This window comes from Streptomyces axinellae (assembly GCF_039532135.1).
Lineage (GTDB): Bacteria > Actinomycetota > Actinomycetes > Streptomycetales > Streptomycetaceae > Streptomyces > Streptomyces axinellae.
The window spans coordinates 1-24,217 of record NZ_BAAARJ010000013.1 but is presented as its reverse complement, the minus strand read 5'-3'; the positions used below and the strand labels follow the sequence as shown (position 1 = coordinate 24,217).

The 24,217-nt window shown below is 73.7% G+C and carries 18 protein-coding genes and 1 pseudogene; 11 read left to right on the top strand and 8 right to left on the bottom strand.

Features of this window, described 5'->3' with window-relative positions; translation table 11 throughout:
- Positions 1-173: 173 nt before the first annotated feature.
- Positions 174-3,509 carry a sacsin N-terminal ATP-binding-like domain-containing protein gene (locus ABD339_RS19935; RefSeq protein WP_344567753.1) on the top strand — a complete coding sequence of 1,112 codons (3,336 nt, stop codon included), beginning with the start codon at positions 174-176 and terminating at the stop codon, positions 3,507-3,509.
- A 78-nt stretch (positions 3,510-3,587) separates the two neighbouring features.
- Here the strand turns inward: ABD339_RS19935 and ABD339_RS19930 are convergent, their stop codons facing one another.
- Together ABD339_RS19930 and ABD339_RS19925 are read right to left on the bottom strand one after the other, a co-directional pair.
- The gene (locus ABD339_RS19930) at positions 3,588-6,083 is read right to left on the bottom strand and encodes an HAD-IC family P-type ATPase (RefSeq protein ID WP_344567752.1); all 2,496 of its coding nucleotides are present in this window, start codon (positions 6,081-6,083) and stop codon (positions 3,588-3,590) included.
- A 169-nt stretch (positions 6,084-6,252) separates the two neighbouring features.
- On the bottom strand, positions 6,253-6,507 hold the full coding sequence (locus ABD339_RS19925) for a DUF2530 domain-containing protein (protein WP_344567926.1): 255 nt from the start codon (positions 6,505-6,507) through the stop codon (positions 6,253-6,255).
- Between the two features lie 294 nt (positions 6,508-6,801).
- On the opposite strand from ABD339_RS19925, the gene ABD339_RS19920 reads away from it, so the two are divergent.
- The gene (locus tag ABD339_RS19920) at positions 6,802-8,280 is read left to right on the top strand and encodes an NCS2 family permease (protein ID WP_344567751.1); all 1,479 of its coding nucleotides are present in this window, start codon (positions 6,802-6,804) and stop codon (positions 8,278-8,280) included.
- 220 nt (positions 8,281-8,500) lie between these two features.
- Here ABD339_RS19920 and ABD339_RS19915 read toward each other — a convergent pair whose 3' ends face one another.
- Complete coding sequence (locus tag ABD339_RS19915; RefSeq protein WP_344567750.1) at positions 8,501-8,719, bottom strand: hypothetical protein; 219 nt, start codon at positions 8,717-8,719, stop codon at positions 8,501-8,503.
- 127 nt (positions 8,720-8,846) lie between these two features.
- Here ABD339_RS19915 and ABD339_RS19910 point away from each other — a divergent pair, with 127 nt between their 5' ends.
- From ABD339_RS19910 to thpR, 3 genes are all read left to right on the top strand, one after another.
- A complete protein-coding gene (locus ABD339_RS19910) occupies positions 8,847-9,329 on the top strand; it encodes a MarR family winged helix-turn-helix transcriptional regulator (RefSeq protein ID WP_344567749.1) in 483 nt (160 codons plus the stop codon).
- Between the two features lie 30 nt (positions 9,330-9,359).
- Positions 9,360-10,862 carry an MFS transporter gene (locus ABD339_RS19905; RefSeq protein WP_344567748.1) on the top strand — a complete coding sequence of 501 codons (1,503 nt, stop codon included), beginning with the start codon at positions 9,360-9,362 and terminating at the stop codon, positions 10,860-10,862.
- A gap of 94 nt (positions 10,863-10,956) precedes the next feature.
- Positions 10,957-11,553 carry an RNA 2',3'-cyclic phosphodiesterase gene (gene thpR / locus ABD339_RS19900; protein WP_344567747.1) on the top strand — a complete coding sequence of 199 codons (597 nt, stop codon included), beginning with the start codon at positions 10,957-10,959 and terminating at the stop codon, positions 11,551-11,553.
- A 362-nt stretch (positions 11,554-11,915) separates the two neighbouring features.
- On the opposite strand, the gene ABD339_RS19895 is transcribed toward thpR, so the two are convergent.
- Both ABD339_RS19895 and ABD339_RS19890 read right to left on the bottom strand, forming a co-directional pair.
- Positions 11,916-12,917 carry an aldo/keto reductase gene (locus ABD339_RS19895; protein WP_344567746.1) on the bottom strand — a complete coding sequence of 334 codons (1,002 nt, stop codon included), beginning with the start codon at positions 12,915-12,917 and terminating at the stop codon, positions 11,916-11,918.
- A 56-nt stretch (positions 12,918-12,973) separates the two neighbouring features.
- Entirely contained in the window at positions 12,974-13,669 is a 696-nt protein-coding gene (locus tag ABD339_RS19890; RefSeq protein ID WP_344567745.1) for a TetR-like C-terminal domain-containing protein, read from the bottom strand.
- A 281-nt stretch (positions 13,670-13,950) separates the two neighbouring features.
- Here ABD339_RS19890 and ABD339_RS19885 point away from each other — a divergent pair, with 281 nt between their 5' ends.
- Positions 13,951-14,175: a hypothetical protein gene (locus tag ABD339_RS19885; RefSeq protein WP_344567744.1), complete on the top strand. Its 225-nt coding sequence runs from the start codon at positions 13,951-13,953 to the stop codon at positions 14,173-14,175.
- 89 nt (positions 14,176-14,264) lie between these two features.
- On the opposite strand, the gene ABD339_RS19880 is transcribed toward ABD339_RS19885, so the two are convergent.
- Positions 14,265-14,993, bottom strand: coding sequence for a GDSL-type esterase/lipase family protein (locus ABD339_RS19880; RefSeq protein WP_344567743.1), 729 nt, complete (start codon positions 14,991-14,993; stop codon positions 14,265-14,267).
- Positions 14,994-15,050: 57 nt separating this feature from the next.
- Between ABD339_RS19880 and ABD339_RS19875 the strand changes: the two genes are divergently transcribed.
- Positions 15,051-16,145 carry a hypothetical protein gene (locus ABD339_RS19875; protein ID WP_344567742.1) on the top strand — a complete coding sequence of 365 codons (1,095 nt, stop codon included), beginning with the start codon at positions 15,051-15,053 and terminating at the stop codon, positions 16,143-16,145.
- A 95-nt stretch (positions 16,146-16,240) separates the two neighbouring features.
- Here the strand turns inward: ABD339_RS19875 and ABD339_RS19870 are convergent, their stop codons facing one another.
- Positions 16,241-17,302 (bottom strand): FAD-dependent monooxygenase, encoded by a 1,062-nt coding sequence (locus ABD339_RS19870; RefSeq protein ID WP_344567741.1) that lies wholly within the window; start codon positions 17,300-17,302, stop codon positions 16,241-16,243.
- Positions 17,303-17,469: 167 nt separating this feature from the next.
- Complete coding sequence (gene serC / locus ABD339_RS19865; RefSeq protein ID WP_344567740.1) at positions 17,470-18,588, bottom strand: phosphoserine transaminase; 1,119 nt, start codon at positions 18,586-18,588, stop codon at positions 17,470-17,472.
- A 157-nt stretch (positions 18,589-18,745) separates the two neighbouring features.
- On the opposite strand from serC, the gene ABD339_RS19860 reads away from it, so the two are divergent.
- The 4 genes and pseudogenes from ABD339_RS19860 to ABD339_RS19845 form a co-directional block, all read left to right on the top strand.
- The gene (locus tag ABD339_RS19860; protein ID WP_344567739.1) at positions 18,746-19,129 is read left to right on the top strand and encodes an MmcQ/YjbR family DNA-binding protein; all 384 of its coding nucleotides are present in this window, start codon (positions 18,746-18,748) and stop codon (positions 19,127-19,129) included.
- Between the two features lie 612 nt (positions 19,130-19,741).
- Positions 19,742-22,597: an FAD-binding and (Fe-S)-binding domain-containing protein gene (locus ABD339_RS19855; protein ID WP_344567738.1), complete on the top strand. Its 2,856-nt coding sequence runs from the start codon at positions 19,742-19,744 to the stop codon at positions 22,595-22,597.
- Positions 22,598-22,692: 95 nt separating this feature from the next.
- Complete coding sequence (locus ABD339_RS19850; protein WP_344567737.1) at positions 22,693-23,367, top strand: TIGR03084 family metal-binding protein; 675 nt, start codon at positions 22,693-22,695, stop codon at positions 23,365-23,367.
- Positions 23,364-23,777: pseudogene (locus ABD339_RS19845) on the top strand (acyclic terpene utilization AtuA family protein); the annotation flags it as partial. The gene ABD339_RS19850 and the pseudogene ABD339_RS19845, both read left to right, overlap by 4 nt.
- Between the last annotated feature and the right edge of the window lie 440 nt (positions 23,778-24,217).

Below are 24,217 nucleotides of genomic sequence, written 5' to 3'. Positions count from 1 at the left end.
GGCGCCCGCGCGCGGGGGCGGGCGCGCGCGAAGGCTCCGCTTGCGGGTGACGTAGCCTCTCCTGGCCGCGGGGCCACCGCCGTACCGACCGACCAGGCGTGTCTCCGCGCCGGCGGGGGACTCGGGCTCCCGTGGGGTGTCGGGACGGGACTCGTGGTGAAGGAGCCGGTGACGTGAGGGACGCTTTCGGGACCGAACGGCTGCGACAGGGCGTGCTGGACGGGTGGGCGGCCTCCGCGGCGCGCTTCCGCGAGGACGCCAACGCCGAGCAGGACCTCGCGCTGGGGGGCTATCGCGACCGCCTGGTGGTCGAGCTGGCGCAGAACGCCTCGGACGCGGCGGCCCGCGCCGGGGTGCCCGGCAGGCTCCGGCTCGCGCTAGGAGCCGACGGCACGCTGAGTGCCGCCAACACCGGTGAGGCGCTGGATGCGGCCGGTGTCGAGTCGCTGTCCACGCTGCGGGCCTCCGCCAAGCGCGAGGAGCCCGGAGATGCCAGGGGCGCCGGGGGCCCGGGCGGCGCCTCGGTGGGCCGTTTCGGCGTCGGCTTCTCGGCGGTGCTGGCCGTCACCGACGAGCCCGCCGTCGTCGCCCGTACGGGCGACGGGGTGCGCTGGTCGCTGGCCGAGGCACGGGAGCTGACCCGGCAGGCATCCGACCGCAACCCCGAGCTGGCGCGCGAGCTGGAGCGCCGCGAGGGCCATGTGCCGCTGCTGCGGCTGCCGTTGCCCCTCCCGTCCGCCCCGTCCGCCCCGTCCGTGCCAGCCGGCTACGACACCGCCGTCCTGCTGCCCCTGCGCGACGAGGCGGCCCGCGCACTGACCCGCGAACTGCTGGACGCCGTTGACGACGGGCTGCTGCTGGCCCTCCCCGGCCTGGCCGAGGTCGTCATCGAGACCGGGGACGGCCCGGCGCGCACCCTCACCCGGCACGTGGCGGGCCCCGGTGAGGGCGGCCACGTCCGCATCGAGGACAGGGCCGGCGAAGCGGTGAGCGTGACCCGGTGGCGGCTCTCGTCCGACAGCGGGGTCGCCGAGCCCGCGCTGCTGGCCGACCGTCCGGTCGAGGAGCGCGCGCGGCCCGCGTGGTCGGTCACCTGGGCGGTGCCCGTCGATGAGCGGGGCGCGCCCGTCCAGCCGCGTACGGCGCCCTGTGTGCACGCGCCGACGCCCACCGACGAACCCCTCGGCTTCCCGGCGCTGTTGCTGGCCTCCTTCCCGCTGGAGCCCACCCGGCGGCACGTCGCGCCGGGGCCGCTCACCGGCTTTCTGCTCGATCGTGCCGCCGACGCCTACGCCGCGCTCCTGCGCGACTGGCGCCCCGTGACGACCGGGACGATCGGCCTGGTGCCCGGCCCGCTCGGAAAGGGCGAGCTGGACGGGGAGTTGCGTGCGCTGGTGCTCAAGCGGCTCCCGGAGACGCCGTTCCTGGCGAGCGCCACGACGGCGCACAGCGGTGGCTTCCCGGACGAGGCGCTGGACGCGGTGCCGGACGCGGTGCCGGACGGAAGCGCTGCCGCGTCCGGCGGAACCGGGGCGGCGGAGGACGAGCCGGCGGGGCCCTACGCGCTGCGCCCGCGCGACGCGGAGCTGATCGAGGGCGCGGGCGCGGAGACGGTCGCCGTGCTGGCCGAACTGTTCCCCGGTCTGCTGCCCGCCGGGCTGGAGCGCCGGGCCGAGCTGCGGGTGCTGGAGGTCGCCCGGGTGCCGCTGGGCGAGGCCATCGACCGGCTCGCCGGGGTGGAGCGCGACCCCGGCTGGTGGCGGCGGCTCTACGACTCGCTCACCGGGGTCGATCCGGAGCGGCTGTCGGGGCTTCCGGTGCCGCTGGTGGACGGGCGCACGGCGGTGGGCCCGCGCCATGTGCTGCTGCCGCTCCCGGACAGCTCGGCGGCGGCCGGGACGCTGGCCCGCTTCGGGCTGAAGGTCGCGCACGCCGAGGCCGTGCACCCGCTCCTGGAGAAGCTGGGCGCCACCTCCGCCACGCCCCGCGCCGTGCTCACCACCGCGCAGGTGCGCGCGGCCGTCGCCGCTTCCCTGGAGGCGGAGGACGCCTGGGAGGACGAGACGGCCGGGCAGGGTGCGGGGCTGCCCGATCCCGAGGAGCTGGCCGACACCGTCCTCGGCCTCGTCCGGGACGCCGGGCTGGCCCCCGGGGACGAGCCCTGGCTCGGCGCGCTCGCGCTGCCCGATGAGGACGGCGAGCTGGCGCCCGCCGCCGAACTCGTGTACCCCGACAGCCCGTTCGCGCGCGTGCTGCGCGAGGGCGAGCTGGCCGCCTGCGACGCGGAGCTGGCCCAGCGGTGGGGCGAGCAGCCGCTGACGGCCGTCGGCGTGCAGGCCGCCTTCGCGCTGGTCCGCGCCACCGACGTGGTGCTCGACCCGGACGAACTGGAGCCCGCCGACGGGGACTTCCCCGCGCCCGACGACCCCGGGCTGCTGGACGCCGTGGACGTGTGGTGCGAGGACGTCCTCGACCAGATCGACCAACTCGACCTGAACGAGGGGTTCGGCGGCCCCGGCGGGGGCGGACTGCCGCCGGTCGCCGCCGAGATCGTCGCCGTCCGCGACCTCGACCTGGTGGACGACGACTGCTGGCCCGAGGCGCTGGCGATGCTCGCCCGGCCCCCGCTGCGGGACGCGCTGACCGTGCCGGTGCGCGTCCGCCTCGCCGACGGCTCCACCACCGACGTACGCCCCTACACCGCCTGGTGGCTGCGCGGCCACCCCGTGCTGGACGGCCGCCGCCCCGCCGGGCTGCGGGTCTCCGCGGGGCTGGGACCGGGGCCGGGGGCGGGCGAGGACTCCCTGCTGCGCGGGCTGTACGAGGAAGCCGACGCGGGCGAGGTGCGGGACGCGCAGGTGCTGCGGGCACTGGGCGTGCGCACCTCGGCCGCCGCGCTGCTGGAGGAGCCGGGCGGCCCCGCCGAACTGCTGGGGCGGCTCGCGGACCCCGCGCTGGAGGTGACGCCCGCCCAATTGCACGGGCTCTACTCGCTGCTGGCCTCGGCCGGTCTGGATCCGGCCGAGGTCACCTTGCCCGACGCGCTGCGCGCGGTGCGGGGCGGGGGGACGGCCGTGGTCGACGCGGGGGAGGCCGTGGTGGCCGACGCGCCCGACCTCGTGCCGCTGGCCGCCGGGCGTGCGCTGCTGCCGGTGCGGCCCGGGGCCGCCGCCGAGCTGGCCGCGCTGCTGGAGGTGCCCGCGCTGAGCGAGGCCGTCCCCGGCCGGGTCGCCGGGGACGGCACGGAGCGCGAAGTACCCGCCGCCGTACGGGAGTTGCTGCCGGGCGTGCCGGTGAGCTACCGCGAACACGACGAGCTGCTGGTCGATGGCGTGCAGCTGGACTGGCGCCACACCCCGGACGGCACGCCGCACGCCGCCACCTTGGAGGGCGTCGCCGCCGCGCTGGCCTGGGCGGCCGGCCGCTGGTCCCGCCGCTTCGAGGTGGCCGCCCTCCTGGAGGACCCCACCCGCGCGGCGGAGCTGTCCCGAGCCCGCTGGTTCGACTGACCCGCCGCCGGCGGCGCGGACCGGCGGAACGTACGGAGGGGCCGCCGCCCCGGGAAGGCGGGCGGCGGCCCCGGCACCTCACGCCGGGAACCTTCCGGCGACCCACCGCCAGGCCACCTCCAGCAGGGCCCCGGCCACCGCCGCGACCGCCACCGCCGACCACGGCAGGACGGCGCCGACCAGGCGCAGCGCGAAGAAGTGCTGGAGCGCCGGGGTGACCAGGACGGCGAGGAAGGCCGCGGCCATCGCCAGGACCAGGCCGATCCGCCACCAGGTGTAGGGCCGGGCGACGATGGCCAGCACCCACATGGCGGTCAGGAAGAGCGTCAGGGTCGCCGCGCTCGTCTCGGCGCTCAGCGAGCCCGCCCCCGAGTAGTGGTGCCGCGCCAGCAGGTAGGTGCAGAAGGTGGCGGTGCCCGCGATGAGCCCGGCGGGGACGGCGTAGCGCATCACGCGCCGCACGAAGTGCGGGCGCGCCCGCTCCTTGTTGGGCGCCAGCGCCAGGAAGAAGGCGGGGATGCCGATGGTCAGGGAGGAGAGCAGCGTGAGGTGGCGCGGCAGGAAGGGGTAGGGGATCTGCCAGCAGATCACCAGGATCGCCAGCAGCACCGAGTAGACGGTCTTGGTCAGGAACAGGTTGGCGACCCGCTCGATGTTGCCGATGACGCGGCGGCCCTCGCCGACGACCGAGGGCAGCGTGGCGAAGCTGTTGTTGAGCAGCACGATCTGCGCGACGGCCTTGGTCGCCTCCGAGCCGGAGCCCATGGAGACGCCGATGTCGGCGTCCTTGAGCGCGAGGACGTCGTTGACCCCGTCGCCCGTCATGGCCACGGTGTGCCCGCGCGATTGGAGGGCGCCCACCATCTCCCGCTTCTGCTGCGGGGTGACCCGGCCGAAGACCGCGTGGTCCTCCAGCGTGCGCGCCATGGCGTCCGGTTCGCCGGGAAGTTCGCGCGCGTCCACCGGGGCCTCGGCGCCCGGCATGCCGAGCTTCCCCGCGACGGCTCCGACGGAGACCGCGTTGTCGCCGGAGATCACCTTGGTACCTACGGTCTGCTCGGCGAAGTAGTGGAGAGTCTCGGAGGCGTCGGGCCGCAGCCGCTGTTCGAGGACGACCAGCGCGGCCGGCTCCACCTGCCGGGCGACCCGCTCCCCGGCGCCGCTCGCGCTCTCCAGCCCGCCGGGGGCCCGCGCCAGCAGCAGGACCCGCAGCCCTTCCCGGTCGAGCCGGTCCACCTCGGCGAGCGACGGGTCGCCCTTGGCCAGCAGCACATCGGGCGCCCCCATCAGCCAGGCGCTCGCACCGCCGTCGCTCTCCTCGAAGGCGGCCCCGCTGTATTTGCGGGCCGAGGAGAAGGGCAGCGTCTCCGTGCACCGCCACCCGCCCCGGCCGCCGCCCGCGCTGCTCTCGCCGCCTCCGCCGCCCTCACCGGTGCCCTCGGCCCCCGGCGCCGGGTACGCCTCGGTGATCGCCTGGAGGCTCGCGTTCGGGTGCGGCTCCGAGGCGCCGAGCGCGCCGAGCACCCGGGCCGCGTACGCCTCGTCGGTGCCGTTGAGCGGGCGCAGCTCGCGGACGTCCATGCCGCCTTCGGTGAGGGTGCCGGTCTTGTCCAGGCAGACGACATCGACCCGTGCCAGGCCCTCGATGGCGGGCAGCTCCTGGACGAGGCACTGCTTGCGGCCCAGACGGATGACGCCGATGGCGAAGGCGACCGACGTCAGCAGGACGAGCCCCTCGGGGACCATGGGCACGATCCCCGCGATCATGCGCCGGACGGCCGCCCGGACGTCGTGGTTCTCCACCACGAGCTGGCTGAGGATGAGGCCGATCGCCGCCGGGATCATCATCCAGGTGATGTATTTGAGGATCTGGCTGATGCCGCCGCGCAGTTCGGAGTGGACGAGCGTGAAGCGGCTGGCCTCTTCCGCGAGCCGCGCGGCATAGGCTTCGCGCCCCACCTTGGTCGCGGTGAACGCGCCGCTGCCCGCGACCACGAAGCTGCCCGACATGACCTGATCGCCCGGCCGCTTGACCACCGGATCGGCCTCCCCGGTCAGCAGCGACTCATCGACCTCCAGGCTCTCGGCCTCCGCCACCGTGCCATCGACCACGCACTTGTCGCCGGGGCCCAGCTCCACCAGGTCGTCGAGCACGATCTCGCCGGTCGGGATCTCGGCGCTCTCGCCGTCCCTGCGCACCCGGGGCCGGGCCTCGCCGATGACGGCCAGGCTGTCGAGGGTCTTCTTGGCCCGCAGCTCCTGGACGATGCCGATGCCGGTGTTGGCGAGGATCACGAAGCCGAACAGCCCGTCCTGGATCGGTCCGACGACCAGGATGATCAGGAAGAGAACGCCGATGATCGCGTTGAAGCGGGTGAAGACGTTCGCCCGGACGATGTCCCCCACCGAGCGGCTGCTGCGGACGGGGATGTCGTTGACCTCCCCCCGCCCCACCCGCTGCTCGACCTCGGCCCGGCTCAGCCCGCCCACCCGGGGCGCGCCCCCCGCACCCCGGCCCGTCCCGTCCCCCGCCGAGCCTCCGACTCCGGATCCGCCTGCTGTGGGCTGCGTCATGCTCCGACCGTACGGGGCGGAATGCCCGTTTCGCCGCCGCGCCCGCCCGGCCCCGCCGGGCGGGCGCGGGCCCCTGCCGGATCGACCGGACGCCCTGCCCGGCAGGCGCGTCGGCCTCGTGCCACGAGGGCGCCGGTCCGCCCCCGGACGGGGGCCCGGCCCGTCGGGGTCAGTCCCGTGCGGCGGCGGCGCGGATCGCCGCGTCGCGGGCCCGGACGTACCAGATGCCGATGCAGCCCAGCCCCGCGCCGGCCGCGCACGTCCACAGCCACCAGGTGTGGCCGTGGTCGGCGTACCAGCCGTAGAAGGGGAGTTGGGCGAGGAAGAGAACGAGCCAGATGGCGGTGCCGGTCACGACGGTGGCGACGACGTTGCCCTCCAGGGGCTCGGGTGCCTCGCGCTCACCGTTGGTCCACTTGTCCATGAGGCCCATCGCGGCGGCTCCCTCTGCGTCTCGGCCGCTGTTTTCCGGCCTGCCCCGCCGCCCGGTGGCTGCCGGGCGGTCAGTGTCCCAGCGTAGCGAGTCCCGCCAAGGGTCTACGCGCGGAGATGGCGATCACCGTTGTTGTTTGTTCATACTGAACCGATCCGGAGCTGACTGGTTTCTTTCGTCCGATGGTCCAAGCTGATCCGGTCTCGCAACGCCCCGCACGTCCCCGCACATCCCGCCTGCCAGCTTCCCCAGCCTTCCCAGGCCAGCACGTACCCGAGGTCACGCATGTCCGGTTCGGCCAGCCCGGTCGACTCCGGGGCTTCCCCGTCCGGGGACGCCCCTCCGCCCGCTCAGATCTCCGTCCTGGACCGCTTCTTCGCCATCACGGCGCGCGGTTCGACCGTGAGCCGCGAGGTCCGAGGCGGGCTCGCGACCTTCTTCGCGATGGCCTACATCATCGTGCTGAACCCGATCATCCTCGGCGCCGGCACGGACAAGTTCGGCCACCAGCTCGACAACGGCCAGCTGGTGACCGCCACCGCGCTCATGGCCGGGCTGACCACGCTCCTCATGGGCGTCATCGGCAACGTCCCCATCGCGCTGGCCTCCGGCCTGGGCATCAACGCCGTCGTCGCGCTCCAGCTCGCCCCCAAGATGAGCTGGCCCGACGCCATGGGCATGGTCGTCCTGGCCGGCATCGTGCTGATGATCCTGGTCGCCTCGGGCCTGCGGCAGCGCGTCATGGACGCCATCCCGAACGGGCTGCGCCGCGCCATCGCGATCGGCATCGGCCTGTTCATCTCGCTGATCGGCCTGGTCGACTCCGGCTTCGTCAGCCGCAACCCGGACGCGGCCAAGACCACCGTCCCCCTCGGCCTCGGCCAGGGGGGCCAGCTCCAGGGCTGGCCGGTGGTCGTCTTCGTGCTGGGCCTGCTGCTGATGTTCGTGCTGACGGTGCGCAAGACCAAGGGCGCCATCCTCATCGGCATCGTCGCCATGGCCGTCCTCGCGATCGTCATCAACCTCGTCGCGGACGTCCCCGACGCCGCGTGGGGCCTGTCGGTGCCCAACATCCCCGACTCGGTGGTCGGCACCCCGGACTTCGGGCTGATCGGAAACATCAGCCTGTTCGGCGGCTTCCACGAGGTGGGCTGGCTGACCGGATGCCTGTTCGTCTTCACGGTGCTGCTGTCCGGCTTCTTCGACGCGATGGGCACCATCATCGGCGTCGGCGAGGAGTCCGGACTGGCGGACAAGCACGGGCAGCTCCCGCGCATGGGCCGCATCCTCTTCCTGGACGGCGTCGGCGTCGCGGGCGGCGGACTGGGCTCCTGCTCGGCCAACACCTGCTTCGTCGAGTCCACGGCCGGCGTCGGCGAGGGCGCCAGAACCGGCCTGGCCAACGTGCTGACCGGCGGGCTCTTCCTGCTCGCCCTGGTCTTCACCCCGCTGGCGAAGGTCGTCCCCTCCCAGGCGGCGACCCCCGCGCTGCTGGTCGTCGGCTTCCTGATCATGGCCTCGAACGTCCGGGAGATCGACTGGTCCGACCACACCGTCGGCATCCCCGCGTTCCTGACGATCGTCTCCATGCCGTTCACGTACAGCATCACCAACGGCATCGGCATGGGCGTCATCGCCTTCATCGCCCTCCGCGCCGCCACGGGCCGCCTCCGCGAGGTGCCGTGGCTCTTGAACGTGGTGGGCCTCTGCTTCCTCGTCTACTTCCTCCTCCACCCCATCGAGGAACTCCTGGGCGTCAAGTAGTCCCCCTCCCCTCCCGGGGCCCGGCCCCTGGCCGGACGGGGCATCCGGATCGACCCCGTCCCCCTCTCCGTCGCGCCACACCTCGTTCCGGCGCGACGGCGCGACGGCGCGACGGGCGTGACCAGCGGTCGGTACGCGCCCCGGCACGGGGAAGGACAGGCCGTCTCCGCACGGTGCGGGTCGGTTCGGGTCACCGTGCGTAAACAAGGGGCGAAGCCCCCTACGCCGAGTGGCCGTAGAAGCGTTCCGTCTCATCGACGGCCGTCTTGAAGCGTTCGTCGAAGTCGTCGCGGACGAGCGTCCGGACCACGTAGTCCTGGACGCTCATGCCGCGTTTCGCGGCGTGCGCGCTGAGGCGGTCGAAGAGGGCCGCGTCCAGGCGCAGGCTGAGTACCTGCGAGTCCGGCTGGTCACGGTGGGCGGGCGTCAGTCGGGTCATACGATCCACCGTCGCGAAGCCACCCCGCCCGGTGTCCGGCGAATGTGGTCCGGCTCACCCGTACGTGTGAGCCAGGTGTCCTCCGCCCGGTGGTACTTAGGCGGAGTAATGAGTTAGGCTAACGACCATGTCGGAACAGCTCTCCGTCCCGCCGCCGGCGGACGGGCCCTCACCGGATCCGCTCGACCGCGAGGCGGTCAACGCGCTCCGCGCCTCGGTGCTGCGTCTCTCCCGCCGGCTCAAGAACCAGCGCGTGGATGAGTCGCTGAGCCCCGCGGAGATGTCCGTGCTCGGCACCCTCGCGCGGTGCGGCACGGCGACCCCGAGCGAGCTGGCGCGCAAGGAACACGTCCAGCCTCCGTCGATGACCCGCATCGTGGCGATGCTGGAGGCCAAGGGCCTGGTCCGGCTCCAGGCGCACCCGGAGGACCGCCGCCAGAAGGTGGTCACGCAGACCGAGCAGGCCGAATCCATGCTGGCCGCCGCCCGCACCAAGCGGAACGCCTGGCTGTCCGAGCTGTTCGGCGAACTGGACGAGGACGACCGGGCGACGCTGCGCGCCGCGGCGCCGGTGCTGGAGAAGCTGGCGCATCTGTCACCACGACCCTGAACCCGACCCTGAAGGGGAGGCGAACCCGCATTGAGTACGGGCCACGGAGCAGACTCCGCACCCGCACCATCCGCACCTGACGACAACGGCCCGCGCCGCGAGAACGGCGCCCCGGCCCAGCTCCGCGACAGCGAGCGGGCCGCCGAGGCCGCCCCGGCCCAGAGCCCCCCGAAGAACCCTCAAAAAGCCGGGAAGAACTCCGCGAAGAATCCCGGGAAGCTTCCCGCGAAGACCTCGATGTTCAGCTCGCTGAAGATCCGCAACTACCGCCTCTTCGCCATGGGCCAGGCCGTCTCCAACACCGGCACCTGGATGCAGCGCATCGCCCAGGACTGGCTGGTCCACAGCCTGACGGGCTCCTCGACCGCCGTCGGTGTCACCACGGCACTCCAGTTCCTGCCGATGCTGCTGTTCGGCCTGTACGGCGGGGTGATCGCCGACCGCTGCTCCAAGCGCAAGCTGCTGTTCGCCACCCAGTCCGCCATGGGTCTCACCGGACTGGTGCTGGCCGCGCTCACGCTCAGCGGGAACGTGCAGGTCGCGCACGTCTACGCGCTCGCCTTCGTACTCGGTCTGGTCACCGTCCTCGACAACCCGACCCGGCAGACCTTCGTCTCGGAGATGGTCGGGCCGACGCAGATACGCAACGCCGTCTCGCTCAACTCCGCGAACTTCCAGAGCGCCAGGCTGGTCGGCCCCGCCGTCGCCGGAGTGCTCATCTCGGCCGTGGGCGGCGGCTGGGCGTTCCTGCTCAACGGCCTCTCCTTCGCCGCGCCGCTCATCGGGCTGCTGATGATGCGCACCTCCGAGTTGCACACCAGCGAGCGCGTCGAGCGCGGCAAGGGCCAGCTGCGCGAAGGGCTGCGCTATGTGGGCGGGCACCCCGAACTGATGTGGCCGATCGTGCTCGTCGGCTTCATCGGCACCTTCGGCTTCAACTTCCCCATCTGGCTGACGGCCTTCACCAGCGATGTCTTCGACGCGGGCCCCGGCACCTACGCGCTGCTCAACTTCCTGATGGCCGCCGGTTCCGTCGCCGGGGCGCTGCTGGCCGCCCGTCGCGGCCACTCGCGGATGCGGCTGATGACGGGCGCCGCCGCGCTGTTCGGCGTGGTGGAGATGGTGGCGGCGCTCTCGCCGTCCTTCTGGCTGTTCGCCGCGCTGATGGCCCCGATCGGACTGGTCGGGCTGACGTTCAACGTCACGGCGAACTCCAGCGTCCAGCTCGCCAGCGACCCCGCGATGCGGGGGCGGGTGATGAGCTTGTTCATGATGGTCTTCGTGGGCGGTACGCCGATCGGCGGCCCGGTCATGGGCTGGATCACCGACGCCTGGGGCGCGCGCGTCGGCTTCCTGGCCGGCGGGCTCGTCTCGGCGGCTGCCGCGCTGGGCGTGGGGCTGGTCCTGGCCCGCCTGGCGGGGCTCCGTCCCGCCTTCGGCCTGGGCAAGGGCCGCCCACTGGTCCGCTTCGTCCCCCGCGCGACCGCGACCGCGGGTGCGGGTGCGGAAGGCCGGGTGCCGGAGGCCGCGTAGCGGATGGGGGTGTGGCGGGCGCGGCTCCGGGCACCCGCCGCCGGCGCCCCGCCGTGGTCGGGCCCCGCGCGGGGCTCTGGCAGTCTGCGCGGTCATGAGACTCTTCGCAGCGCTCCTTCCCCCCGCCGAGGCCATCGGTGAACTGGCCCGCGCCGTGGAGCCACTCAAACGTCTGCCGGGCGCGGACGCGCTGAGATGGTCCCGGACGGAGAACTGGCACTTCACGCTGGCCTTCTACGGCGAGGCGGACGAGCACCAGGCCGACGATCTGCGCGCGCGGCTCGCCCGCGCCGCCGCCCGCGCCGAGGAGCTGCACCTGCGGCTCGGCGGCGGGGGCCGCTTCGGGGACCGCGCGCTGTGGGCGGCCCTGGCACCGGACAGCGCCCGTACCGCGCTGACCAGGCTGGCCGCGGTCGCCTCCGCGGCGGGGCGGCGCGCGGGGCTGCTCGGGCCCGGTGAGGAGCGCGGCTACCGGCCCCATCTGACCGTGGCCCGCACCCCTCGTGGCGCCGTGGTGGATCTGCGTCCCTTCGTCACCGAACTGGACCGCTTCCAGGGGGCGGCGTGGACCGCGCGGGAGCTGGTGCTGATGCGGAGTGTCCTGCCGGACGGGGGTGTCCACGGGGAGCAGCCGCGGTACCTGCCGGTAGGGCGGTGGCCCCTTGCGGGGCGGGCTGGGCGGCGCGCGTAAGGCTTGGGCGGCGGCTTTTTGTCGCCCTCTTCCCTGGGGCTGGGCACGCGGTGCCCCTGCGTGTGGTTGTGCGGTGTGCGGCTTTCGCCGCGGCTGGCCGCGCAGTTCCCCGCGCCCCTTCGGGGGCGCACCCCTTCTGGGGTCGGAGGTGGCTGCCGTGGTGGGCACGGTTACCGTGGTCGGCGTGAATACCAAGACCAGAACGCGGATCGTGACCGGTGCGCTCGCGGTGCTCTTCGTCGTGGTCATCCTGGCCTCGGCACTGGGCGGCCACTGAGCCCCCACGCTCCCGGAAGCGGATCCGGCCCGGGTCCGGCCCGGTCCGGCATCAGGGCCGGGCCCGGCACCGGGCCCGGCCGCTGTCACCAGGCGAACGCCTCCGGGCTGGGGCCGGGGCCCGGGAAGATCTCGTCCAGCGCGTCCAGCAGTCCGCCGTCGAGCTTCAGCTCGACCGCGCGCAGCGCCGAATCGAGCTGCTCGGAGGTGCGCGGGCCGACGATGGGCCCGGTCACCTCGGGGCGGGTCAGCAGCCAGGCGAGCGCGACCTCGCCCGGCTCCAGGCCGTGCTTGGCCACCAGCGTCTCGTACGCCTCGATCTGGTCGCGCACCGTGGCGTTCTCCAGCGCCCCGGCGGAGCGGCCCGAGGTGCTGCGTCCCTCGCCACCGCCCTCGCGGGCCTTGCGCAGCGCACCGCCCAGCAGTCCGCCGTGCAGCGGTGACCAGGGGATGATGCCCAGGCCGTAGCTCCGCGCCGCCGGGATGACCTCCATCTCGGCGCGCCGCTCGGCGAGGTTGTAGAGGCACTGCTCGCTCACGAGCCCGAGGGAGGAGCGGCGGGCGGCGGCTTCGTTGGCCTGGGCGATGTGCCAGCCGGCGTGGTTGCTGGAGCCCGCGTAGAGGATCTTGCCCTGCTGGACCAGCACGTCCACGGCCTGCCAGATCTCGTCCCACGGCGTCGCGCGGTCGATGTGGTGGAACTGGTACAGGTCGATGTGGTCGGTGCGCAGCCTGCGGAGGCTGGCCTCGACGGAGCGCCGGATGTTGAGCGCGGAGAGCTTGTCGTGGTTGGGCCAGGGCTGCTCGCCGTCGCCGGCCATGTTGGCGTAGACCTTGGTGGCCAGCACGGTCTTGTCGCGCCGGCCGTTGCCCTGCGCGAACCAGCTGCCGATGATCTCCTCGGTGCGGCCCTTGTTGCTGCCCCAGCCGTAGGCGTTGGCGGTGTCGAAGAAGTTGACGCCCGCGCCCAGCGCGGCGTCCATGATCGCGTGGCTGTCGGATTCATCGGTCAGGGGCCCGAAGTTCATCGTGCCGAGAACGAGCCTGCTGACTTTGAGTCCGGTGCGTCCGACCTGTGTGTACTCCATTCCGTCACGCTAGACGCTTCGAGTGTGCTCCAGGCAAGGACCGTGCGTGTCGCGGATCAGCCGTTTCCAGAGGTGTCGCTGGTGGCGTTTCTGACGGCACCGCCGGTGGCCTCTTCGCCGGGCGGCGGGGTGCGGAACAGACCTGCTGTGGCGGCATGGTGGGCCATCTCGGCCGCCGTCCGCGCCAGCGTTGCGTCGATGGGGCGGCGGACGATCAGCAGCCGGTAGTAGAAGGGGGCGCTGAGGGCGGTGATGATCTCCCCGGGGTTCGTGTCCGGCGGCACCTCGCCCCGTTCGACGGCCCGCTCCACCAGGACCGAGACCTCACGGATCCGGTCGCCGAAGGCGTCGCGCAGCAGCCGGTCGGCGCGCGGGTCGCTGAAGGCGGCGGCGACGATGCACTCGATGAGGCGCCGGTTGCGCGGGGAGGCGTGGAAGGCGGCGATGTTCTCGGCCATGGAGAGCAGGTCGTCGAAGAGGCTGCCGGTGTCGGGGATGGGGATCGTCGTGCTCTTCTGGCTCAGCAGATCGACGACCACGCCCTCGACGCTGCGCCAGCGCCGTCTGATCGTCGCGGCGTGCACTCCCGAGCGGCGGGCGAGGTTCTCGATGGTGACGGCGGTGAAGTTCTCGGTGTCCAGCTCTTCCAGGACGGCCGCGAGCACGGCGGCACGTGTGCGGGCGGTTCGCCCGCCGGGCCGGGTGGCTCCGTGGGGCTTGGGCGTGGGCTCCCGCGTGGGTGGCTCAGTCATGGGCTCCGCGTTGCGTAGAAGCTTGCGTTCCGGTTAGTCTCTCACTAGTTAGTGCGCGCAAGCGCGCATTAGTCGGGGGAAGGTGAACGTTCTGTGTGTGACCGGAAACGGCCGCACACAGGACGTTCGCGTTTTCGTGCTGGCCAGTGTGTCCGAATCCCGCGTTCCGCACGTCACCCGGCCCCTTATCCGGCGCAAATGATGCGACATGTGACGCGATCCTCCATGCTCGCGGGGGGCACCCCGTTGCCCGAGGCGGCACCCGAGCGCTGGAGGTCCGCATGGAGCACGAGATGCGCGCCGAATACGAAGAGGGCGTCTCTCCCGCCGATCCCGGGGCCGAGGTCAAGATCTGGCACATGGTGCGCGACGCGAGCGCGCGGGCGATGTGCGGGCGCCCCCTCGACCCCGCCGCCGCCACCCAGTCCGCGCAGGCGTGGGGCACCCCGCGCGGCGAGCCGTTCTGCCACAGCTGCGGCGCGCTCTACCTGCGCGAGGGCCCCTGAACGACGTCTGCGCCCACGCCCACGCCCACGTTCGCGCCCACGCCCACGTTCGCGCCCACGCCCACGTTCGCGCCTACGCCTACGTCCGCCTACGCGGTCGCGGGCGCCGCTGTCCGTTCCGCTGTCCGTTCCGCCGTGCGGAGCCCGCCGGGCCCCGGCTCGTACGGGCCGCCCACCGCCCACGCCTGGTGCAGCGCTCCGGCGAACGCGGCGGCGATGCGGTGTTCGCCGCGTACCGAGGGATGGGTGCCGTCGTAGGTGTCCCGCTCCACCGACCAGTCCTGCGGCGCCGAGGCGAGCAGGAGCGGCGAGCGCGGCTGCGACAGTTCGGCCACGGCCTTGCCCAGCAGCACGTTGAAGCGCGCGCACTCCGCCGCGAACCCCGCGTCGTGCGCCGCCCGTACGTTGGGGACGACGGGCAGCAGGACGCCGCGCACCAGGGGGTTCGCGGTGCGGGCCGCGCTCCAGAAGCGCGTCACGTTCCGTGCGGTCTGCGCGGCGTCGGTGTAGAAGCCGAGGTCGATCAGCCCGAGCGAGACCAGCAGGGTGTCCGCCGCGCTGTCGGCGACCGCCGCGCCGACGGCCGGAGCCATGTGCAGCCACCCCTCGCCCCACCCCGCCAGGTGGCCCCGCGCCGCGGCGGGGAACGCGGGGTCGGCGTAGGCGTGCGAGCCCTCGTGCAGTGCGGTGCGCGGGCCGACGATGCGCGCGGCGCCGGGCGGCAGGGTTCGGCCGAGGTGTTGCCACATCCGGTAGCGCCAGGTGTAGTCGCCGGCGGCACCGATCGTCATCGAGTCGCCGACGAAGAGGATGCGCATCCGCACATCCTGGTGGATCGTGCGTTGAGCTGCACCGTGATGCTGGACACTTGGTCCATGTCTGTGCGTACGCGTGCTGTGTGGATACGAGTGGGATGCGGTGCGGCGGCGGTCGCGGGGCTGGTGCTGGCGCCACCTGCCGCTCCCGGCGCGGTCGCGGCCCCGGCGACCGGCTCCGCCTCCCTGGCGGACGGTGCGGACGGGGGCGGGCCGAAGGGCTTCACCCTGCGCGATTCGCGGATCACCGAGTCCAGCGGCCTGGCCGCGAGCCGCACGCACAAGGGCGTCTACTGGACGCACAACGACTCCGACGACGGCCCGTACGTCTACGCCGTGGACGGGCGCACGGGCAAGACCGTCGCCACCGTCACCCTGCGCGGCCTCAACCCCCGTGACGTGGAGGCCATTTCGGTCGGCCCCGACGGCGACGTCTACGTCGGCGATATCGGGGACAACCTCGGTGGCAAGTGGCCCGAGGTGTGGATCTACCGCTTCCACGAGCCGAAGCGGCTCGGCGACGTCACGGTGAACCCGACCCGCTACACGGTCCGTTACGCCGACGGACCGCGCGACGCCGAGTCGCTGATGGTGCACCCGAAGACGGGGCGGGTCTACATCGCCAGCAAGAACGGGGAGGGCAAGGCGGGCCTGTACGCCGGGCCCGAGCGGCTGACCGCGCAGGGCGTCAACACGTTCTCGCGCGTCGCGAAGATCGGCCTCCAGGCGACCGACGGCGCTTTCTCGCCCGACGGCAAACGGCTGGTGCTGCGCGCGTACTTCGGCGCGACCGCCTACCGCTGGGAGGGCAAGGGCGTGAGCGGCGGCATCGAGAAGATCGGGACTGTGCCCGTTCCGATCCAGCGCCAGGGCGAGTCCGTCACCTTCGCCCCCGACGGGGGCACGCTGATGTACGGGTCCGAGGGGGCGCGCAGCGAGGTGGAGCCGGTCCGGCTCTCCGGCGAGGCCGCTCCCCCCTCGGCGGGGAACGGCTCCGCCGGGCAGGACGACGACGGCAAAGGCGGGGGCGCCTTGTCCGGCGGGAACGGCGGGCTGGGCGCCGCCGACCGGCCCATGGTCTGGGCCGGCGCCACCTTCGCCGCCGCGCTCGTGCTGTGGCTGGGCCTCAAGCGGGTCTTCCGCCGCCGGAACTGACGCCGCTGCCGCGCCCACGCGGCGGAGCCGCGAAGGGGCGCCGGCGAACCGCACATGGACACCAGTCCCGCGCCCCGTGGGGCGCTCCCCCCGGCTCAGCCGAACCAGCGGGTCAGGGCCGTGTCGAGCGGGGTGTCGTCGGTGCCGGTCCAGGCGAGGTAGCGGTCGGGGCGGATCAGGAGGGCTCCGGCGCCCTCGACGGCCGCGGCGTCCTCGACGGGTTCGGCCATGACGTGCTCGACCCGGTCGGACCGGTCGCCCACCTGCCGCGGCCTGCCGTCGAGGGAGAGCAGCAGGCCGTGGCCGGAGTGCGGCAGCCGGCTCGCCCGGGTCGGACCGTCCTCGGTGGTCAGGTCCACGTCGATCAGCCGGGGGCCGACGCCGGGGTACTGGAGGTCGAGGCCGGACATCATGCCCGAGATGTACCGGTGGGTGTCGGGCAGGCGCAGCAGCTCGGTCATCAGTTCGCGGACCGCGCCGATCTCCTCGTCCCCGGCGACGTTCATGAGCATGCGCTGGGCGCGGGTGTGGCGCAGCACGCGTGCTGCGGCCGGGTGCCGCTCCTCGTGGTGGCTGTCCAGCAGCGCGGCGGGCGCCCAGCCGCGGATGGTGCCGGCGAGCTTCCAGCCGAGGTTCATCGCGTCCTGGATCCCCAGGTTGACGCCCTGGCCGCCGATCGGCATGTGGATGCGCGCCGCGTCTCCGGCGAAGAGCACCCGGCCCTCGCGGTAGCGCTCGACCTGGCGTGCGGCGTCGCCGAACCGGGAGGCGGCGCGCAGTTCGCCCGGTTCCGTCTCGGGCCCGTACACGGCGTGCAGCGCCTCGCGGACCTCGTCGGGGGAGACCGGCACCTCGCGGCCGGGACCGTCCCCGGAGGCTTTGCCGAACAGCAGCCGGTACAGCTCCGGGCCGATGGGGTGCAAGATCGCGTAGCAGCCGCCGCCCCCTCGCATGTACTGGCTGAAGTACGCGGGCCTGGTGGGGACCGCCTCGGACCGGGAGGCGGGGCTGAGGTCCGCCACCACGGCGGTCATCCGGCGCTCCTGGCCGGGGAAGGGGACGTCCAGCAGCCGGCGGACCGTGCTGTGCCCGCCGTCGGCCGCGACGAGGTAGCTGCCCCGGATCTCACCGCCGCCCAGGGCGGCGGAGCCGCACATGACACGGCCCCGCGTCCCTTCAGGGGCGTGAGCCCCCTGTTCCGGTACGCCGAACGCCGAACGCCGAACGCCGAACGCCGAACGCCGAACGCCGAACGCCGAACGCCGAACGCCGGGCGGCTCGTGGTGAGGCCGTCCGGCGTTCGGGAGTCAGGGGCAGGTGGGGGCTACAGGCGCTCGATCACCCAGTCCACGCAGGACGTCAGCGCCTCGACGTCCGCCGGTTCGACGGCGGGGAACATCGCGACGCGGAGCTGGTTGCGGCCCAGCTTGCGGTAGGGCTCGGTGTCCACGACGCCGTTGGCCCGCAGCACCTTGGCGACCGCGGACGCGTCCACCTCGTCGGCGAAGTCGATCGTGCCGACGACCTGCGAGCGCTGCGCCGGGTCGGCCACGAACGGCGAGGCGTAGCCGGCCGCGTCGGCCCACCCGTAGAGCCGGGAGGAGGAGTCCGCCGTCCGCTTGACGGCCCAGTCGAGGCCGCCCTGCCCGTTGATCCACTCCAGCTGGTCGTTCAGCAGGAAGAGGGTGGCCAGCGCGGGGGTGTTGTACGTCTGGTTCTTGCGGGAGTTGTCGATCGCCGTCCCGAGGTCGAAGAACGCCGGGATGTGGCGGTCGGAGGCGGCGATGCGCTCGGCGCGCTCGATGGCGGCGGGGGAGAAGACCGCGATCCACAGTCCGCCGTCGGCGGCGAAGGACTTCTGCGGCGCGAAGTAGTAGACGTCCGTCTCGGTGATGTCCACCGGCAGGCCGCCGGCGCCCGAGGTGGCATCGACCAGCACGAGCGAGCCGTCGTCGCCGCCGGGCACGCGCCGCAGGGGCATGGCCACACCGGTGGAGGTCTCGTTGTGGGTCAGCGCGTAGACGTCGATGCCCTGCTCACCGCGCGCCTCCGGGTGGGTGCCCGGGTCGCTCTGGATGACGCTGGGCTCGCCCAGCCAGGGCGCCTGCTTGGCGGCCTTCGCGAACTTCGAGGAGAACTCGCCGAACGACAGGTGCTGGGAGCGCTCGGAGATGAGGCCGTGCGTCGCCACGTCCCAGAAGGCGGTGGAGCCGCCGTTTCCGAGGACGACCTCGTAGCCCTCCGGCAGCGAGAAGAGGGCGCGCACCCCGTCGCGCACCTTTCCGACCAGGTCCTTGACGGGTGCCTGGCGGTGGGAGGTGCCCATCAGGGAGGTGCCGGTCGCGGCCAGGGCGCTGAGCGCCTCGGGCCGCACCTTGCTGGGGCCCGAGCCGAAGCGACCGTCGGCGGGCTTGATGTCAGCGGGAATCTGGAGATCAGCCACGTCCCCACAGTAGTGCCCGGGGGCGGGTGCGGTACCGCGGAGTCCAGCGCATGAGATAGCGCGGCGGAAGCCGCGGCGCCCGTAGGGGCCGCCCCCGCATGGGGTGCCGCCCCGCACGGGGTGCGGCTTCGCGCTCGGCCCCGCATAGGCTGAGGCCATGAGCGGCCCGAGACAGAGCCCGAGCCCGGGAGCCCGGCCCGGACCCGACGACGTGCGGCGCATCGCCCTGGCCCTGCCGGAGACCAAAGAGGTCGAGGCGTGGGCGATGCCGACGTTCCGCGTCGCGGGAAAGATGTTCCTCACGATGCCCGACGACCAGTCTTCCTTCGCCGTGCGCTGCCCGCGCCTGGAGCGCGGGGAGCTGATCGCGGCCGAGCCGGAGAAGTTCTGGGTGCCGCGCCACGAGGCGGGCTCGAACTGGGTCCGCGCCCGCCTCGCGGCCTTGGAGGACCTGACCGAGCTGCGCGACATCCTCACCGACAGCTGGCAGCAGGCGGCCCCGCCCCGCCTGCTGGAGAGCTTCCCGGCGCCGGGGGCATAGCGGGCGCTTCGTGAAGTGCCCCGTGTCTTCGAGGTGCGGATCGCGAGGCTGACCAGGGGAGTTGGGGCGGGTCCGTGCCCTCGGCTTCTGCCCGCGCTGCTGGGCCGGCTCTCTCGTTCGCCGTGAGGACCATCCCTTCCTGCCACCATCGACGCAGTTCCTCGCCGGCCTCGCGAAGCGCGGTGAGATGGCGCTGCAGGGACGCACGGGACGGTCCTGCGGTACACCCCCAGCGAATGGGAAGCCTTTGTCCTTGGCGTTCGTGACGGCGAGTTCGGTCCTCAGCAGCCGTGCGGGTCACGGGGGCTCTCGTGCCCGCGCCCGCGCACTCGCGAAGGAATCGTCACCGGTCCAGGTGGTGACGTTCCGGCCGTCCCGTGCCCCGCGTGCCCGCGAAGGAACCGTCACCGGTCTAGGTGGTGACGATCTGGCGAACCGCTCCCGCCCGCCCGCCCGCCCGCCCGCCCGCACGCACGCACGCCCGCGCCCCGGCCCGCCTGCGAAGGCGTCCCGTCGGGGGCCCGCCAGAGTCCCCGGGTGACGGGCAACACAGTTGAAGAGATCGTTCCAGGGGGCAGCGGGCACCGGGCATCAGCGGGCACGCTGATGCCCATGGCAGACGCACGGAATCTGGAACGGGCACTGCGGGCGGCGGTGCGTGGCGGCGAGGTGGAGTTCGGAGTCCAGGACAGAGCGCTGATGACGATGGACGCGTCGAACTACCGGCGCGTCCCGCTGGGCGTCGTGGCGCCCAGGGACGAGGACGAGGTGGCGGCTGTCCTGGCCGTCTGCCGGGAGCAGGGGGTTCCGGTGCTGGCCCGGGGGGCGGGGACCTCCATCGCGGGGCAGGCGACCGGGGTCGGGGTCGTGCTCGACTTCACCCGTCACCTGCGCACTATCGAGCAGCTCGATCCGGATGCCCGCACCGCTGTGGTGCGGCCCGGAGTGATTCTGGACGACCTGCGGCGGGCTGCCGGGGCGTACGGGCTCACGTTCGGGCCGGACCCGTCCACGCACAGCCGGTGCACACTCGGCGGGATGATCGGCAACAACTCCTGCGGCGCGCACTCGGTGGCCTGGGGCACCACCGCCGACAACGTCCACGAGCTGGGAGTCCTCACCTACGGCGGGGAGCGCGTACGGCTGGGGCGGGGCGGCGAGGGGGTTCCGGAGCGGCTGCGGGCGGGCGTCTCGTCACTCGTTCAGGGCGAACTCGCCCGGCTGCGCACCGGGTTCCCCGAGCTGCCGCGCCGGATCTCCGGGTACGCGCTCGATGAGCTGCTGCCCGAGAAGGGGGAGGACTGGGCGCGGGCCTTCACCGGCAGCGAGGGCACCCTGGGCGTGCTGACGCGGGCCACCGTCAAGCTGGTGGAGACGCCGGGCGCGCGGGTGCTGGCCGTCCTCGGCTACGCCGACGAGAGCGCGGCGGCCGAGGCCGCGGCCGGGCTGCTGCCGCACCAGCCGCTCACCGTCGAAGGCATGGCCAACGACCTGGTGGACGATGCCGCGCGGGCCTCCCTGCCCCGGGGCGGCGCGTGGCTGTTCGTGGAGGTCGGCGGCGACGACGCGGCACACGCGAGGGACAACGCCGAGAAGCTGTGCGCCGCCGCGCGCGAGGGCACCACCGACCACGCGCTGGTCACCGAGGCGGCCGGGCAGCGCGCCCTGTGGCGGATCCGCGAGGACGCCTCGGGAACGGCGACCCGGCTGCGGCTTCCGGGCATGGCGGACGGCGCCGAGGCGTGGCCGGGCTGGGAGGACTGCGCGGTGCCCCCTGCCCGACTGGGCGCCTACCTGCGGGACTTCCGCACGCTGCTGGGCGAGTACGGGCTGCGGGGGCTGCCCTACGGGCACTTCGGGGACGGTTGCATCCACGTACGCATCGACTTCGACCTGATCGGCCGGGCGGGTATCGCGAAGTTCCGCGACTTCTCCGGCGCGCTGGCCGATCTGGTCGTCGCGCACGGCGGCTCGCTCTCCGGCGAGCACGGCGACGGGCAGGCCCGCGCCGAGCTGTTGCCACGGATGTACGGGGCGGAGATGGTCGAGCTCTTCGGCCGCTTCAAGGACCTGTGGGACCCGGCCGGTGGCCTCAACCCGGGCATACTGGTGCGCCCGGAACCGCTGGACGCCAACCTGCGCTTCGCGCCGCTGCCGCGTCAGCCGGTGGACGTGGAGTTCGGCTACCCGCACGACGGGGGCGACTTCTCCGCCGCCGTCCGCCGCTGCGTCGGCGTAGCCAAGTGCCGCAACGAGACGGCGGCGGGCGCGGGCGTGATGTGCCCCTCCTTCCGTGCGACCGGCCAGGAGAAGCACTCCACGCGCGGACGGGCCCGACTGCTGCACGAGATGCTCGCGGGTGAGGTCGTCACCGGCGGCTGGCAGTCCGAGGAGGTGCACGACGCGCTCGACCTGTGCTTGTCGTGCAAGGGGTGCAAGAGCGACTGCCCGGTGGGCGTGGACATGGCCACCTACAAGGCCGAGTTCCTGCACCACTACCACGAGGGCGACGAAGCCACCGGCACCCCCGGCAAGCGGCGCCCGATGGCGCACTACTCGATGGGATGGCTGCCGCGCTGGCTGCGGCTGGCGGCGGCCACGCGTACGGTGCCGCTGCTGAACGCGGGCGCGAAGGTGCCGCCGCTCGCCGCGCTCGCCAAGCGGCTGGGCGGCCTCGCCCCGGAACGGGACATCCCGGCGCTGCCCCGTACGCCCTTCACCCACTGGTGGCGGCGGCAGCCGGGCAGGGCGGAGGCGGGCGGCAAGCCGGTCGTCCTGTGGCCGGACACCTTCACCAACTACCTCTCCCCGGAGGCGGGCTCGGCTGCCGTGCGGGTCTTCCAGGATGCCGGACTGCGCCCCGTCGTGCCGCCCGAGCAGGTGTGCTGCGGGCTGACCTATGTCTCCACGGGCCAGCTGGACCGGGCCCGCGCGGTGATGCGCCGCACCCTCGACCGGATCGAACCGGCTCTGGACGCGGGCCTGCCCATCGCCGTACTGGAGCCCCCGTGCGCCGCCGCGCTCCGCACGGACGTCCCCGAGCTGATGGGCGACGACCCGCGCGCCGCACGGCTGGCGAAGGCGGTACGGACCTTCGCGCAGACGCTGGAGGAGTACGCACCCGACTGGAAACCGCCCCGCATCGACCGCCCCGTCGCCGGCCAGACCCACTGCCACCAGCACGCCGTCATCGGCGAAGCCGCCGACCGGCGACTGCGCGAGCGCGCCGGACTGACCGGCTCCCTCAGCGGCGGCTGCTGCGGCCTCGCGGGCAACTTCGGCTTCGAGAAGGGCCATTACGAGGTCTCCGCCGCCTGCGCCGAAGACCAACTCCTGCCCGCACTGCGGGACGCGGCCCCCGGTACGGAGATCCTGGCGGACGGCTACTCGTGCCGCACCCAGATGGACCAACTCGGCGGCTACACGGGGCGCCACCTCGCGGAGGTGCTGGCCGAGCGGCTGCGCTGACGGACCCGGCGCCCCATGGGAGCGACCGCCGCGGGGCGCCGGGCTGCGCGCCGTTCGCCGTCGGCAAGGCATCCGGCACGACGCCGGACGAGCCGATGGCGAACGGCAGAAGGCGCGGCTCGGGTACGTCGCTGGTCGCCGCCACCGAGCCGGAGGTCTTCGACCGGGAGGTCGAGGAGTTGCTGGCGCGGTCCGACGCCGCGCACTTCATCGACGAGGCCGCCGCAGAGGGCGCCGTGCGGCCGGTGCCCGAACTGCTGGCGCACTGGCGTACCGGCCGCGCCGAACTGCTCACCGCGCTCGCGGCCCAGCCGCCGGGCGCGCGGCTGCCCTGGTACGGGCCGCCGATGAGCGCGCCCGCCATGACCGCCGCACGGATCATGGAGACCTGGGCGCACGGCACGGACGTGGCCGACGCGCTCGGGGTGCGCCGGGCGCCGACCGCGCGGCTGCGGCACGTCGTACGCATCGGTGTGCGCGCCCGCGATCACGCCTACGCCGTGCACGGCCTCACCCCGCCCGCCGAGCCGTTCCGCGTCGAACTGGACGCGCCGGACGGCGAGTTGTGGGCCCACGGACCGCAGGACGCCGCCCAGCGCGTCACGGGCGCCGCGCTCGACTTCTGTCTGCTGGTCACCCAGCGGCTGCACCGCGACGACGCGCGGCTGCACGCGCGGGGGCCGGAGGCCGAGCGGTGGCTGGGCATCGCGCAGGCGTTCGCCGGGCCGCCGGGGCCCGGCCGGGCGCGCGTGGGGGAGGGCGAGGCATGACCGTGCCGCCGTCCACGTGCGGCAGCGGCCGGGACGGGGCGCCGTTGCGGATCGGCAACGCGTCCGGCTTCTACGGCGACCGGTTCGCCGCGTTCGCCGAGATGCTCACCGGCGGCCCGCTGGACGTGCTGACCGGCGACTACCTCGCCGAGCTGACCGTGCTCATCCTGGGCCGCGACCGGATGAAGGATCCCGCGCGCGGCTACGCCGAGACGTCTCTGCGGCAGTTGGAGGAGGGGCTGGCGCTGGCGAGGGAGCGCGGCGTCGTCCTCGTCACCAACGCGGGCGGTCTCAACCCGGCCGGGCTCGCGGACGCCGTACGGGAGTTGAGCGCCCGCGTCGGGGTCCCCGCGCGGGTCGCCCATGTGGAGGGTGACGATCTGCTGCGGCGGGGGCCTGGACCTGGGTCCGGGTCCGGAGGGGGCTCGCGCGGCCTGGGTCTGGCCAACTTGCTGACCGACGACAGCGCGCGCCGCGAACGGGTCGTCGCCCAGTGGGCGCGGCTGGTGGAGGGCGGCCTGAGCGACTGACCGCCGCCCGGCCGCCGCTGCCTCCGCCACCTTCGCCACCACCGCCGGCCTCCGGTCCTGACCGGGGGCCGGAGGCGGGTCAGGCCCTGTTACAGGTTCCGGACAACATCCCGTGAACATTCGTGGCCGGGGGCCCATCTCACCTTTCGTACAACGCACCCGATACGGGTCGGGGCGATGGGATACGGGGAGTGCCGGACGGGAGCCCGGCGCCGGAAAAGAGGAACCATGTCCGCCAAGCTCAACCGCGCCGTACGCTGCACCGCCGCCGTGCTGGCCGTCATCGCGGTCGGCGCCGGAGCCACCGCCTGCGACTCCGG